The sequence below is a fragment of the Pedobacter nutrimenti genome, assembly GCF_032678445.1.
Classification (GTDB): domain Bacteria; phylum Bacteroidota; class Bacteroidia; order Sphingobacteriales; family Sphingobacteriaceae; genus Pedobacter; species Pedobacter nutrimenti_A.
The window spans coordinates 133,838-146,915 of record NZ_JAVTSQ010000001.1; the positions used below are offsets into that span (position 1 = coordinate 133,838).

Sequence of the window (13,078 nt, forward strand, 5' to 3'; positions counted from 1 at the left end):
TTATTTTGGGGCTTTCCGCAGCAAATATAAGCCTAATAAGCCGAAAAATATAGTCGGCATCAGTACGGCAAGCAGGGGTGGAATGCCTCCTTTTAAAGAGAACATCTTGGCAAAGCGGTCTACAACGATATAAGAAAAGCTGAGAAAAATGCCTATTCCAAGTGATATACCAATTCCTCCGCGGACTTTTCTGGAGGATAAAGCTACCCCAATCAGGGTGAGTACGAAGGCAGAAAGGGGCTGTAGATAGCGTTTATATTGCTCAAAAAGCAGGTCGTTCATGATACCGGAGCCCCTTGTTTTCTCTTTCCTGATCTTATCGGAAAGGTCCTTGTTGCTCATGTTCTCAAAGATATTGTCGTAAACAGAGAAGTCATCTGGACGCATGTCAAGGATGGTATCTTTAGTGGCGCCAGCACCGCTTTTAAAGGTTTCTTTAAGGCCCTTGATGTCTCTTACTGTATAATTGGTGAGTTTCCAGGAGCGCTTCACAGAGTCCCATTTGATCTCATCGGCCACCAGTTTTTTAGCCAGTACATCACCTTTAAAATTGTCCAGCATAAAACGGAAGCCGGATTTACTCTTGCTGTCGAAGCTTTCTATATAGATATAGGTGTTGTCATCCAGCTTCATGTGTATGTTTTGCTTGCTGGTGGGGTCGTTTTTCTTCATGTACACGTTCTCAAAATTGTTTTTGATCTGATTGGTGTAGGGAAGAATAAACAAATTGGACAGCAAATTGGCCGCAAATATGAACGATGCGGAAATAAAATAAGGGCGCAGAAAGCGGTTGAAGCTTACTCCGCCACTCAATATCGGTACTATCTCCGTCTGATCGGCCATTTTAGCAGTGAAAAAGATCACGGCAATAAAGTTGATCAGTGGGGAAAGCATGTTGACGTAAAAAGGGATCGATCCTGCGTAATATAAAGTGAATACCTGCCAGATGGTGAGGTGGTTACCCAGGAAATCATCGAGTTTCTCAGAAAGATCAAATATAATGATGATGACAATAAATACCGTTAGGGTATAAATAAATGTACCGAGGTATTTACTGATAATATACCAGTCAATGATCTTAAATCTGCTTCTGAGGAACTTCATCTATAATTTATTGCCTAAGATAGTGACCATTTTGTTTTTCCAGGCATAAAATTCGCCGTTGATGATCTTTTCCCGGGCTTCTTTTACCAGCCACAGGTAGAAATGAAGGTTGTGCAGGGTGGCAATCTGTGCACCCAGGATTTCTTTGGAGTGCATTAAATGCCTTAGATAGGCTTTTGTATAAACCTGATCTGCAAACAGGTCGCTGTCGGCTTCAATAGGAGAAAAGTCGTTTTCCCATTTCTTATTTCCGATATTGATAATGCCGTTTTTAGTGAAAAGCATACCGTTTCTGGCATTTCTTGTAGGCATCACACAGTCAAACATATCTACCCCGAGGGCTATGTTTTCCAGGATATTAACGGGTGTACCTACACCCATCAGGTAACGGGGTTTGTCTTCTGGTAAGATATCGCAAACGACCTCGGTCATGGCATACATTTCTTCGGCTGGTTCTCCAACAGAAAGGCCGCCGATGGCATTGCCTTCTCTACCCATGGAGGCGATGAATTCTGCTGATTTTACCCTCAGGTCTTTGTATACCGAACCCTGAACGATAGGGAAAAGGGTTTGGTCAAAACCATATTTAGGTTCTGTCGTATCAAAACGGGTGCAGCAGCGCTTTAACCAGCGGTGTGTCATGTTAATGGATGCTGCAGCGTATTTGTAGTCGCATGGATAAGGGGTGCATTCATCGAAGGCCATAATAATATCTGCCCCGATGGTCCGCTGGATATCCATGGCATATTCCGGTGTAAAGAGGTGTTTGGAACCATCTATATGCGACCTGAAGGTAACACCTTCTTCTTTAATTTTACGTACTTTACTTAGAGAATAGACCTGGTAACCTCCGCTGTCGGTTAAGATCGGACGGTCCCAGCCAATGAATTTGTGCAGGCCACCGGCTTGTTCCAGGATACCAAGACCCGGGCGAAGATATAAATGATAAGTATTGCCAAGGATAATCTGTGCATCAATATCGTTTTTCAATTCCCGCTGGTGAACTGCTTTAACCGTTCCTGCGGTGCCTACCGGCATAAATATGGGGGTTTGGATGTCTCCGTGTGCAGTGCTTACCACACCTGCTCTTGCTTTCGACTGCGCGTCCTGGGCCTCTAAAGTAAATTTCATCTATGTTTTTTTATTCCTTTGGGTCAAACGGCGCTCAAATAGTTGCGCCTGTGCGCTGTTTTGATAGCTTCCCAAAAAATCTCGTCAAAAATAGCAAAAAAAGGAGGGATTTAAGCGCTAAATTTTTTATCAACATACAGAGGCATTACAGATTAAAAACCAGAAATTTGACAGCTTTTAGAAATACCATCGTGGAATTAACCTTAATTGAAATCTGCCTGCTCGGCGTATTAGTTTTTTGTTTCGTCGTACAGCTGTATTTTACACTTTTTGTACATCAGAAATTAGCCTCTGTCTCTATAGAAGAACCGCTCCCAAATGGCATAAGGCCTTTAAGTGTGGTGATTTGTGCCCGAAATGAAGCGGAGAATCTGAAGACTTTTTTGCCGGCGATCATGGATCAGAATTACCCTGATTTTGAAGTGATTGTGGTCAATGACCGGTCCTGGGATGGTACCAGGATTGTTCTGGAGGAGTTTGCGGAGAAGTATGAAAAGCTGAAGGTAGTGACTGTTGCTGATGGCGGAAAATTTATTGCAGGAAAGAAATTTGCAGTGACCATGGGTATTAAGGCCGCGAAAAATGACTGGCTTGTTTTTACAGATGCGGATTGTTATCCGGCTTCTCCAAACTGGTTGCTGGGTATGCAACAACCGCCGGAAGACCATAAAGAAATCCTGTTGGGCTATTCACCTTATACCAGAAAAAGAGGTTTATTGAATGCGCTAATCCGTTTTGAAACCTTTTTTACGGCCGTAAATTACCTTTCTTTTGCTTTAAAAGGTATGCCATATATGGGGGTTGGCCGGAATATGGCTTATAAAAAATCGTTGTTTTTTAGAAATAAAGGCTTTGCTGCTCATATGCATATTCCCTCTGGTGATGATGATCTTTTTGTAAATGCACATGCAACCGCAAGAAATACGGCCATCCGTATCCATCCGGATACGCAGGTGTGGAGTTTACCCAAGACCAGTTTTGCAGCATATCTGAGACAGAAAAAGAGACATTTTGGAGCCGGTAAAATGTATAAAGGTAAACATCGGTTTATTTTGACTGCTCAGGCATTGATCCAGTTTTTATTCTATATGATGCTCATTGCAGCCTGTTTCTTTAAAACATTATGGTATCCTGCAGCAGGTGTTTTTGGCCTGAGTATTCTGATCAGGTGCTTTGTATACCCTAAATTATTAAGGCGTTTAAACTACCCTGGCCTGGCCTGGTGGTTCCCGGTTCTGGATATACTCTTGTTCATTTTTCTAATCTTTAACGGCATTCTGTCTATATTTGTTAAAAAAGCCCAGTGGAAATAAAATCAACAATCATTCAAAAATATTTTAAAGATCTGACTGAAACGCAAATCGCGCAGCTGGATCAGCTTTATCCTTTATACAGTTTCTGGAATGCACAGATCAACGTGATCTCCAGGAAAGATATTGACGAGTTGTACGAACGACATATCCTCCATTCACTGGGAATAGCTAAGTTCTGCAGCTTTAAAAAGGGAGAAAAGGTTCTGGACGTGGGTACAGGTGGTGGTTTTCCTGGCATCCCTCTGGCTATTCTTTTTCCTGATACGGAATTCCATCTCGTAGATTCTATAGGGAAAAAGATTAAAGTAGTTACAGAAGTGGCTTTGGCATTGGGCTTAAAAAATGTAAAAGCCAGTCATTTGCGTGCAGAGCAGATCACAGATCAGTATGATTTTGTGGTGTCCAGGGCGGTAACACGTTTAATAGATTTCTACCCCTGGGTGAAAGGAAAGTTTAAAAAAGACTCTAAAAATGCAATTCCAAACGGGATTTTATACTTAAAAGGCGGGGAACTACAGGAGGAGATTAAAGAATCCAGGCTAAAAGCAGAGCTGTATCCACTGGCAGAATACTTTGAGGAGGATTTCTTTGAAACTAAATACGTGGTATATATACCACAGTAACAACTTTGAAAAATGGAAAAGGGAAGCTTCAGCTTCCCTTTTTTTATGGATTATTTTCTTTTGTTGGCGGTACTGGTACTGGTGGCGGTGGCGGTGCTGGCTGATCTTTTTTTATGATGGGTGGCGGAAACTTTATTTGATCGTGGCCTGAGTTTTTTTTATGTCTTCCTGTTGTCGGATGATTTGGTTTTATAATAGGAGGTGGGAATTTTACTTGCTTTATGATGGGTGGTGGAAATTTCACCTGATCAGGGGTTGCTTTTCGTTTATTTGGTTTCGCTACAGCATCTTTTGGAGGGGGAGGAGGCTGCACTTGCTTGTGATGCGTACTTTTTTTAGTGCTGTCCTGTTGTTGGACTGCAGGTTTTTGAGGCGATAGATCAATCAGGGCGTACTCTTTGCTGAAGGCCAGGGTAGAGCAGCAGAGCATGCCTCCGGCAATTGGTAGGGCCAGCAGAAATTTGAACCGGGATCGGAATCCGGATTTTTCTTTGTCTAACATAGTGATTCTCCTTTTTAAAATGGATGGATTAAATATTTGATTAGTGAGTTGATTTACAGGGTTTCCAAATGAATTCTGAATTAGAAAAAGAGCGTAATCATGTTTTTGAATAGCAAATCTTGTGGTCAGATCATCGGCTATGTATTCATGGATCAGCTTAATTTCTTTTTTCAGAAACCAGGCGACTGGATTAAACCAACAGAGGATTTGAATCAGTTCAAACAAGAGGATGTCAAGACTATGCCTTTGCCGGATGTGGACCATTTCATGCTCAACAATAATTTCCTTATTTGGCGCAGAAGGGTGCATGAACAACAGGTTGAAAAATGAAAATGCCGCGTCTGAATTTTTCAATTCTATGTAAATGAGTTCATTATAGTGTTGTTTTTTTGAGCTTAAGGCAAGACGGGCCAAAGCGATCAGCTTGATAAGCAGCTGGAGGCTGAGCAGGCTAACGGCGATAAGATAGGTTAGTATTAAAAGCTGACTAAAGCCATCCCAGTAATAACTTGTGTTGTTTTCCGGAGTGGGAATGTGAGTTATCGGGAGATTTTCTTGCCCGGAAATCCATTGATGAAGATGACTGATTTGCAGCAGAGGTAAAACAAAGGAGATCAGGCTGGAGGAAAGAAGATAGTACCTGTTTAAAGTGTAAAATGTTTCTTTCTTTAAGAGCAGCAGATAAAATGCATAAAAGAGAACGAGATATACATTTGCTTCTAGGAGGTAATATAGCGAGTTCATGATTTTCTGTTTTTGAGTTTTTCAGCCAGTTGGATCAATTCATCAAGCTCGTCCATGTCCATGTTTTTTTCCTTAACTAAAAAAGAGACAAGGCTTTGATAGGAGTTTTCAAAATAGTTATTCATTACTTTATCAAAAGCAAAGTGTTTGTATTGAGCTTCTGTAATGAGTGGGAAATAGATATAGGTATTGCCAATAGCCTTATGATCGATAAATCCTTTGCTTTCAAGTACGCGTATAACTGTGGAAACTGTGTTGTAAGCTGGTTTGGGTGGGTTCATTTTTTCAATGACATCTTTTACCAGCCCTTCTTTAATTTCCCATAAAATTAACATGACTTGTTCTTCTGCTTTTGTAAGTTCTCTCATCTTCTTTAATGATTAGGTTAATTAAAGTTACAACTATTTTTATAGTTTTCAAACTATTTTCATAGTTTTATTAGGTGCCCTTCTTTTATTTCTTTTTGTGTATTTATTTTTCTTTTGGATTGTTGAATGTTAATTTAGCCTATGAGTATAATTCATCAAATGGGCCTTTCTTTTATTGATACAGTAGGCCCTGTATCGTCGAAAATTCTTCTGGAACATTTTGGTACAGCTGAAGCTGTGTTTAGTGCAAGGAAAAATGAGCTGCTTGCTATAGAAGGTATTGGTGCGGTGATGACCACCCAGATTCTGAGTGGCAAAGCATTGCTTACCGCTGAACAACAGCTTAAATTTATCGAAAAAAATAGAATCAAACCACTGTTTTTTACAGATCCGGATTATCCTGGGCGTTTAAAAGAGTGTCATGATGCACCAGTATTGCTCTATTATAAGGGTACTGCCAGCCTTAACCATCAAAGGATATTAAGCGTAGTGGGGACAAGGATGGCTACTGCTTACGGGAAGAACCTCTGTGCTGAGCTTGCGGAAGCTTTGCGACCTTATGATGTGGTGGTGGTGAGCGGACTTGCTTATGGTATTGACGTGGCTGCACACCGGGAAAGTTTGAAACATCAGATTCCCACGGTAGGGGTACTGGGGCATGGTTTGGACCGGATTTATCCGCATCTTCATAAGGAAACAGCTTACAATATGCTCAAAAACGGTGGCCTGTTGACGGAGTTTCCGATACATACCCGACCTGAAAAAGGTAATTTTCCCAGAAGAAACCGCATCATTGCCGGGATCTCAGATGCCACTTTGGTGGTTGAAGCGACTCTAAAAGGCGGGGCCCTGATCACAGCAGAGCTGGCCAATTCCTACCATAAGGATGTATACACTTTTCCTGGCAGGGTAAATGACCTGTGTTCGCAGGGTTGTAATTACCTGGTGAAGACGAATCGCGCTGCGTTGATTAGTAGTGCTGATGATTTACTGGTGAATCTGGGCTGGGAAACTCCCGGGAAGAAAAAGACACTGCACCAGGCGAGCCTGTTTCCAGACCTTTCTGTGGAGGAGCGTAAAATTATTGATATCCTGAAAATTGGTACTGCTTTGATTGATGAAATTGGACTGAAGACTGCATTGCCACAAAATAGGCTAAGTGTACTGATGTTTAACCTGGAGATGTTGGGTCTTGTTACTGTTTTGCCCGGAAAACGTTATCAGCTTAATTAGGAAATTTTGATTCACCTATAAAAATAAAGGTTTGTAAGTCTATTGGTGTAGTAGATTAAAATTATATTTCATTTATTCTTATTATGTAAAATTATATTTTAAATTTCTATTTGTAAATAGAATTCTAAGGGTCAAATTGTATTTTTGTATCATGTGGTACAACAATATATTAGAAACAATCGGCAATACGCCGCTGGTTAAACTGAACAATATTACGAAGGAAATTGAGGCTACTGTTTTAGCTAAAGTGGAATCTACCAATCCCGGAAACTCGATCAAAGACCGTATGGCCGTAAAAATGATAGAGGTGGCAGAACAAAATGGTCTGCTTAAGCCAGGAGGGACCATTATTGAGGGGACCTCTGGTAATACAGGAATGGGATTGGCCATGGCAGCGATCATTAAAGGATACAAATGTATCTTTACAACAACAGATAAGCAGTCAAAAGAGAAAGTAGATGCGCTGCGTGCCTTTGGTGCGGAGGTGATTGTGTGCCCAACGAATGTAGAACCGGAAGATCCGCGTTCGTATTATTCCGTTTCTTCACGCTTGGAGCGTGAAGTTCCAAATTCCTGGAAACCAAATCAGTATGATAATCTGGCCAATTCTCTGGCGCATTATGAGCAGACTGGTCCGGAAATCTGGGCGCAGACAGAAGGTAAGATTACTCACCTGGTGGTAGGGGTAGGAACTGGCGGAACAATTTCGGGGACCGGTAGATATTTGAAAGAGCAAAATCCGAATATTCAGATCTGGGGCATAGATACTTATGGTTCTGTATTTAAGAAGTATAAGGAAACGGGCATCATGGATAAAAATGAGATCTATCCTTATATCACTGAGGGGATAGGCGAGGATTTTCTTCCTAAGAACGTGGATTTTGACCTGATTGATCTTTTTGAAAAAGTAACCGATAAAGATGCGGCTTTAATGACCCGGGATATTGCCCGTAAAGAGGGCATTTTTGTAGGAAATTCTGCGGGTTCTGCTATTGCGGGCTTGTTGCAATTGAAAGACAGACTAAAACCTGAGGATGTAGTGGTGGTGATTTTTCATGATCATGGCAGCCGGTATATGGGTAAAATGTATAACGAGGACTGGTTAAGAGAGCGTGGCTTTTTACAGGATGAGAAACTTACAGCACGTGCTATTCTGGCTAAAAAAGACCAGTCTGAGATCATTACGATTGACTGCGAAAAGACCATTCTGGAGGCTATTAACAATATGAATACCCTGAATATTTCTCAGATTCCGGTTACCCAGAAGGGAATGGTGGTTGGTAAACTGGCAGAGGGAGATATCCTTAAAGCTTTGTTGGAAAATCCATCTTTGAAATCTGCTCCGGTGAGCGAAATTATGACGGCTACTTTTCCTTTTGTGGATATGAATACGTCAATAGACCGGATTTCTGCATTGATCAATAAGGAAAATAGTGCGGTACTGGTAGAAGATGAACAGGGAAAAATTGAAATTATTACCCAATATGATATTATCAATGCGATTTCTGGTTAAGAGATGCATTATTTTTAAGACATAAAAAAAGCCCCATTTGGGGCTTTTTTTATGTCTTTTGATTGGGGTATTAATGGCTTGGTCCGTTACCTTCTACACGTTTGATCTGTGCACCTAATGCGCGCAGGCGGATATCAATGTCCTGATAACCACGTTCAATCTGCTCTATATTATAGATGGTCGAGGTTCCTTCTGCAGATAAGGCTGCAATAAGTAGAGAAACTCCTGCCCGGATATCAGGTGAAGTCATACTGATACCTCTGAGTTTGTATTGTTTATCTATACCGTTTACACTGGCACGGTGTGGATCGCAAAGAATGATCTGTGCACCCATATCGATTAATTTATCTACAAAGAAAAGCCTGCTTTCAAACATTTTCTGATGGATCAGTACCGATCCTTTGGCTTGTGTAGCGACTACCAATACAATGCTCAACAGGTCTGGTGTAAATCCAGGCCATGGAGAATCTGCAATGGTGAGCATAGAACCGTCTATAAATGATTCTATTACATAATGTTTTTGAGAGGGAATATAAATATCGTCGCCCCGAAGTTCAAACTTGATACCCAGTTTTTTAAATGTATCAGGAATGACACCAAGTTCGTTATAGCATACATTCTTGATGGTGATCTCAGATTCAGTCATGGCAGCAAGGCCGATAAATGAACCAATTTCTATCATATCCGGAAGCATTCTGTGTTCTGTTCCACCCAGTTTGGTGACACCTTCAATGGTCAGCAGGTTGGAACCTATGCCACTTATTTTAGCGCCCATGCGGTTCAGCATTTTACAAAGTTGCTGTAAATAGGGCTCGCAGGCCGCGTTATAAATGGTTGTAGTGCCTTTGGCCAGTACTGCGGTCATCACAATATTAGCTGTTCCGGTTACTGAAGCTTCATCCAACAGGATATAAGCGCCTTTCAGATCGGTCGCATCTACGTTAAAAAACTCTTTTTTGTTGTCGTAAACAAATTTGGCACCCAGTTTCTCGAAACCCAGAAAGTGGGTGTCAAGACGTCTTCTTCCTATTTTGTCGCCTCCTGGTTTAGGTATGGCGGCTTTACCAAAACGGGCAAGAAGTGGACCTACAATCATGATAGAGCCTCTTAGACCGCCTCCTTTGGCTTTGAAGATATCCGACTGGAAGTAGTCGAGGTTGATATTTTTTGCTTCAAAAGTATAAGTGTCTTTAGATAAACGTTCTACTTTTACGCCGAGGTCGCCCAGTAATTCGATCAGTTTGTTGACATCTTTGATGTCGGGGATATTGCTTATGGTGATCTTCTCTTCCGTTAATAAAACGGCAGATAAGATCTGTAAAGCTTCGTTTTTTGCGCCCTGAGGCTGGATTTCGCCTTTTAGTTTTTTGCCACCAATAATTTCAAATGCGTTCATATACTCTCTGTTCCTGTCTTAATGCTGATGGTAATTAATGTCTTTGTTTCGGATTGTTGTTCCTTTGCTGACGGTTATTATTGTTGTTGTTATTTTGACGGTTTTTTCCGTTATTGTTGTTGTTTCTGCCTCTGTTGTTGTTGTTGGCAGGTCTGTTGCTCACGGGTTTAAATTCTACCTTGGCCAGGTTTACATTTTCTTCCAGCTGAAGTTCTCCTCCCGAAAGTTCGGCTAAATTCTTTAAAATGGTTTCGTCGGCTACATTGTCCTTGTTCCAGGTTACATAGGCCATTTTCATGAAATTAGCAATTCCCTGAACCATAGCCGCTTTGCGTTCTGGTTCTTCCAGGGCTTTTGCTTTTTCAATAAGCACTTCCACGGTTTTTCCGTAGTGCTTATACCTGATCTTTTGCTGCGGATAGCCAATATGTTTGGGTCTGATCATTGCCGCTTCAGGCGTTGGTTTTGGATAGGGGCTATCTACATCGATCTTATAGCCGGAGATGATGTGCAGGTGATCCCATAATTTATGCTTAAAGTCCGCAACGTCACGAAGGTGCGGGTTTAAAAATCCCATCAGATCGATCACTGCCTGGGCATATCTATTGCGTTCCTGGCGATCTTCCAGTTCACAAATATACTTCACCATGTTCTGCACATTGCGACCATATTCTGCCAGGATCAATTCGTTTCTTGTGGTATTATAATCGAATTTCATGTTCTATTTTCTCTATAGGCACCTGGATATGGAATCTGGTGCCTTTTGTTTTTATTTAAATCTATATAACTTTTACGAGTACACCAAAGATGTGTCCTCTAAAGTTAAATTCTTATCTAACAATCCGCAATTTAGCAAATTTTAGTAATAACTGCTTATTACCCAAGCCCTGAAAGAAAACTGTTGCTTTTACGTCTGGCAATTGACCTTCCAGATTAACAATTTTACCAAAACCAAACTTTTCATGCTCTACTTCCATTCCATTCTGAAATGCATTTGGTGCATCGGGCGCAAAGCCTGGTGTAGGTACATGCGCTTTGGGCAGCATGGTGGTGGTTTTTGGTCTCATAGACGGGGCACTGCTGCCAGTGGCCGGGGCAGATGAGGTCATTTTTGGCTTGCTGAAGGTATCTCTTTGCTGTGTCCAAACCCTTCTTTCATCGTCAAAACTGTTCTCTCCCAAACTGCTTTTTACAGGTTTGGCGACTTCTATCTCTAAATATCTTGCATTGATCTCACTGATGAAACGGCTGGGTTCGCAATTGGTAAGTGTGCCCCAACGGTATCTGGAGGTAGAATAAGTTAAAGTCAGTTTTTTTTCTGCACGGGTTACGGCTACATAGAATAATCTCCGCTCTTCTTCCAGGTCTGTTCTTGAATTGAGTGACATCTGGGAAGGGAAGAGGTTTTCTTCCAGTCCAACAATAAATACATTCTTGAATTCCAGTCCTTTGGAGGAGTGGATGGTCATCAGGGAAACGGTGTCTTTGTCTTTGTCGTCTTGTCTGTCGTCATTGGTCAGTAAAGCGATATCCTGCATAAAAATGGCCAGGCTGCGGTCTTCAATGTCTTCACGTTCAGCGAATTCTTTGATCCCGTTTAGGAGTTCCTGGATGTTTTCGTAGCGGCTTCTTCCTTCTATACTGTCATCGGTATGAAGTTCTTTAAGGATACCGGAATGCTGCGCGATATACAGGGCAGTTTCATAAGCATCCAGCTTTTTGGCTTCTGCCATAAAGCTCTGTATGAGTACCGCAAAGTCATTTAACTGATTGGCAATACGGCCTTCAATATACTGGGATGGATTGCAGATCACATCCCACATGGTGATATTATATTTGTCTGCAGCAACAATGATTTTGTCTACAGTAGTGTCACCTAAACCCCTTTTAGGATAATTAATCACCCTTTTTATAGCTTCTTCATCGGCCGGGTTAAAGGTTAAACGGAAATAAGCGATCAAGTCTTTGATCTCTTTACGCTGGTAGAAGGAAAGTCCGCCGTAGATTTTATAAGGTACGTTCAGCTTTCTTAAAGATTCTTCCATAGCCCTGGACTGGGCATTGGTACGATATAAGATGGCAAAATCATGGTATCTCAGTCCGTTACTACTGCGGTCTTGTACGATGGCTTCGGCAACGATTTTTCCTTCTTCATTGTCGGTAAAAGCCCGCTGAACTTTGATCCGGTCGCCAGATTCATTGTCGGAGAATACATTTTTCTCCAGCTGATTCTTGTTATTTGCAATGATGCTGTTGGCTACTTCTACGATATTTTGTGTAGAACGGTAGTTTTGTTCCAGTTTATAGACCTTCAGATCCGGATAATCACGCTCAAAGTTCAGAATATTCTGGATATTTGCGCCCCTGAAGGCATAGATACTCTGGGCATCGTCACCCACTACACAGATGTTCTGATAGGCGGCTGCTAGTTTTTTTACAATGGTATACTGTGAAAAGTTAGTATCCTGGTACTCATCGACCATCAGATACCGGAATTTCTGCTGGTATTTATTCAGCACATCCGGATGGTTTTTTAATAAAATATTGGTTTTGAAGAGCAAATCATCAAAATCCATGGCACCAGCTTTAAAACATCTTTTTGCATAGGTTTCGTAGATAACACCCATTTGAGGGCGCTTATTGCTGTTGTCTTCGGCCTGGATCTCCTTGTTTTCCAGGTATTCTGACCAGGAGATCAGGTTGTTTTTTGCAGAAGAAATTCTGTTATAGACAAAATTGGCATTATAGAGTTTGTCATCCAGTTGCATTTCCTTAAGAATGGCACGGATCAAACTTTTGCTGTCGTCTGTATCATATATGGTGAAGTTAGAGGGATAGCCTATCTTTTCTGCTTCCACCCGTAATATTTTCGCAAAAACGGAGTGAAAGGTACCCATCCAGATGTTCTTAGCTTCTCCACCAACTACTTTCATGATCCGCTCCCGCATATCTTTGGAAGCTTTATTGGTAAAGGTAAGTACCAGAATATTGAATGCGTCTACGCCTTTTTCTATCAGATGGGCAACTCTATAGGTAATTACCCGTGTTTTACCCGATCCAGCACCGGCCACAATCATGGCTGGTCCTTGTGTGTTTTCTACTGCTGCACGCTGTTGTGGGTTTAATCCTGCTAAATAATCCAAAATAGATA

The 13,078-nt window shown here is 41.5% G+C and carries 11 protein-coding genes; 4 read left to right on the top strand and 7 right to left on the bottom strand.

The features are described 5' to 3' along the window. Entirely contained in the window at positions 1 to 1,104 is a 1,104-nt protein-coding gene (locus R2S08_RS00590) for an LptF/LptG family permease (protein WP_133777708.1), read from the bottom strand. Next, the gene (gene tgt, locus R2S08_RS00595) at positions 1,105 to 2,235 is read right to left on the bottom strand and encodes a tRNA guanosine(34) transglycosylase Tgt (RefSeq protein ID WP_316833381.1); all 1,131 of its coding nucleotides are present in this window, start codon (positions 2,233 to 2,235) and stop codon (positions 1,105 to 1,107) included. 167 nt (positions 2,236 to 2,402) lie between these two features. Between tgt and R2S08_RS00600 the strand changes: the two genes are divergently transcribed. Together R2S08_RS00600 and rsmG are read left to right on the top strand one after the other, a co-directional pair. Then, a complete protein-coding gene (locus tag R2S08_RS00600) occupies positions 2,403 to 3,548 on the top strand; it encodes a glycosyltransferase (RefSeq protein WP_316833382.1) in 1,146 nt (381 codons plus the stop codon). Next, the gene (gene rsmG / locus R2S08_RS00605) at positions 3,539 to 4,171 is read left to right on the top strand and encodes a 16S rRNA (guanine(527)-N(7))-methyltransferase RsmG (protein ID WP_316833383.1); all 633 of its coding nucleotides are present in this window, start codon (positions 3,539 to 3,541) and stop codon (positions 4,169 to 4,171) included. Before R2S08_RS00600 ends, rsmG begins: the two co-directional genes overlap by 10 nt. Positions 4,172 to 4,214: 43 nt before the next feature. Here rsmG and R2S08_RS00610 read toward each other — a convergent pair whose 3' ends face one another. Together R2S08_RS00610 and R2S08_RS00615 are read right to left on the bottom strand one after the other, a co-directional pair. Further along, entirely contained in the window at positions 4,215 to 5,417 is a 1,203-nt protein-coding gene (locus R2S08_RS00610) for a M56 family metallopeptidase (RefSeq protein ID WP_316833384.1), read from the bottom strand. Continuing rightward, the gene (locus R2S08_RS00615; RefSeq protein WP_316833385.1) at positions 5,414 to 5,785 is read right to left on the bottom strand and encodes a BlaI/MecI/CopY family transcriptional regulator; all 372 of its coding nucleotides are present in this window, start codon (positions 5,783 to 5,785) and stop codon (positions 5,414 to 5,416) included. The genes R2S08_RS00610 and R2S08_RS00615 overlap by 4 nt, the downstream gene beginning before the upstream one ends. 141 nt (positions 5,786 to 5,926) lie before the next feature. On the opposite strand from R2S08_RS00615, the gene dprA reads away from it, so the two are divergent. Beyond that, positions 5,927 to 7,018 carry a DNA-processing protein DprA gene (dprA, locus tag R2S08_RS00620; protein WP_316833386.1) on the top strand — a complete coding sequence of 364 codons (1,092 nt, stop codon included), beginning with the start codon at positions 5,927 to 5,929 and terminating at the stop codon, positions 7,016 to 7,018. A gap of 151 nt (positions 7,019 to 7,169) precedes the next feature. Then, the gene (locus R2S08_RS00625; RefSeq protein WP_316833387.1) at positions 7,170 to 8,531 is read left to right on the top strand and encodes a pyridoxal-phosphate dependent enzyme; all 1,362 of its coding nucleotides are present in this window, start codon (positions 7,170 to 7,172) and stop codon (positions 8,529 to 8,531) included. 70 nt (positions 8,532 to 8,601) lie between these two features. On the opposite strand, the gene murA is transcribed toward R2S08_RS00625, so the two are convergent. The 3 genes from murA to R2S08_RS00640 form a co-directional block, all read right to left on the bottom strand. After that, a complete protein-coding gene (gene murA / locus R2S08_RS00630; RefSeq protein ID WP_133777703.1) occupies positions 8,602 to 9,927 on the bottom strand; it encodes a UDP-N-acetylglucosamine 1-carboxyvinyltransferase in 1,326 nt (441 codons plus the stop codon). Positions 9,928 to 9,961: 34 nt separating this feature from the next. Next, positions 9,962 to 10,645: a DUF4290 domain-containing protein gene (locus R2S08_RS00635; protein WP_316833388.1), complete on the bottom strand. Its 684-nt coding sequence runs from the start codon at positions 10,643 to 10,645 to the stop codon at positions 9,962 to 9,964. A 112-nt stretch (positions 10,646 to 10,757) separates the two neighbouring features. Beyond that, on the bottom strand, positions 10,758 to 13,070 hold the full coding sequence (locus R2S08_RS00640) for an ATP-dependent helicase (RefSeq protein WP_316833389.1): 2,313 nt from the start codon (positions 13,068 to 13,070) through the stop codon (positions 10,758 to 10,760). Positions 13,071 to 13,078: the final 8 nt, after the last annotated feature.

What these genes read in the sequence shown, in the direction of transcription:
- R2S08_RS00590 (WP_133777708.1), bottom strand. Translation starts at nt 1,104, where the DNA reads ATGAAGTTCCTCAGAAGCAGATTTAAGATCATTGACTGGTATATTATC.
- tgt (WP_316833381.1), bottom strand. Translation starts at nt 2,235, where the DNA reads ATGAAATTTACTTTAGAGGCCCAGGACGCGCAGTCGAAAGCAAGAGCA.
- R2S08_RS00610 (WP_316833384.1), bottom strand. Translation starts at nt 5,417, where the DNA reads ATGAACTCGCTATATTACCTCCTAGAAGCAAATGTATATCTCGTTCTC.
- R2S08_RS00615 (WP_316833385.1), bottom strand. Translation starts at nt 5,785, where the DNA reads ATGAGAGAACTTACAAAAGCAGAAGAACAAGTCATGTTAATTTTATGG.
- dprA (WP_316833386.1), top strand. Translation starts at nt 5,927, where the DNA reads ATGAGTATAATTCATCAAATGGGCCTTTCTTTTATTGATACAGTAGGC.
- R2S08_RS00625 (WP_316833387.1), top strand. Translation starts at nt 7,170, where the DNA reads ATGTGGTACAACAATATATTAGAAACAATCGGCAATACGCCGCTGGTT.
- murA (WP_133777703.1), bottom strand. Translation starts at nt 9,927, where the DNA reads ATGAACGCATTTGAAATTATTGGTGGCAAAAAACTAAAAGGCGAAATC.
- R2S08_RS00635 (WP_316833388.1), bottom strand. Translation starts at nt 10,645, where the DNA reads ATGAAATTCGATTATAATACCACAAGAAACGAATTGATCCTGGCAGAA.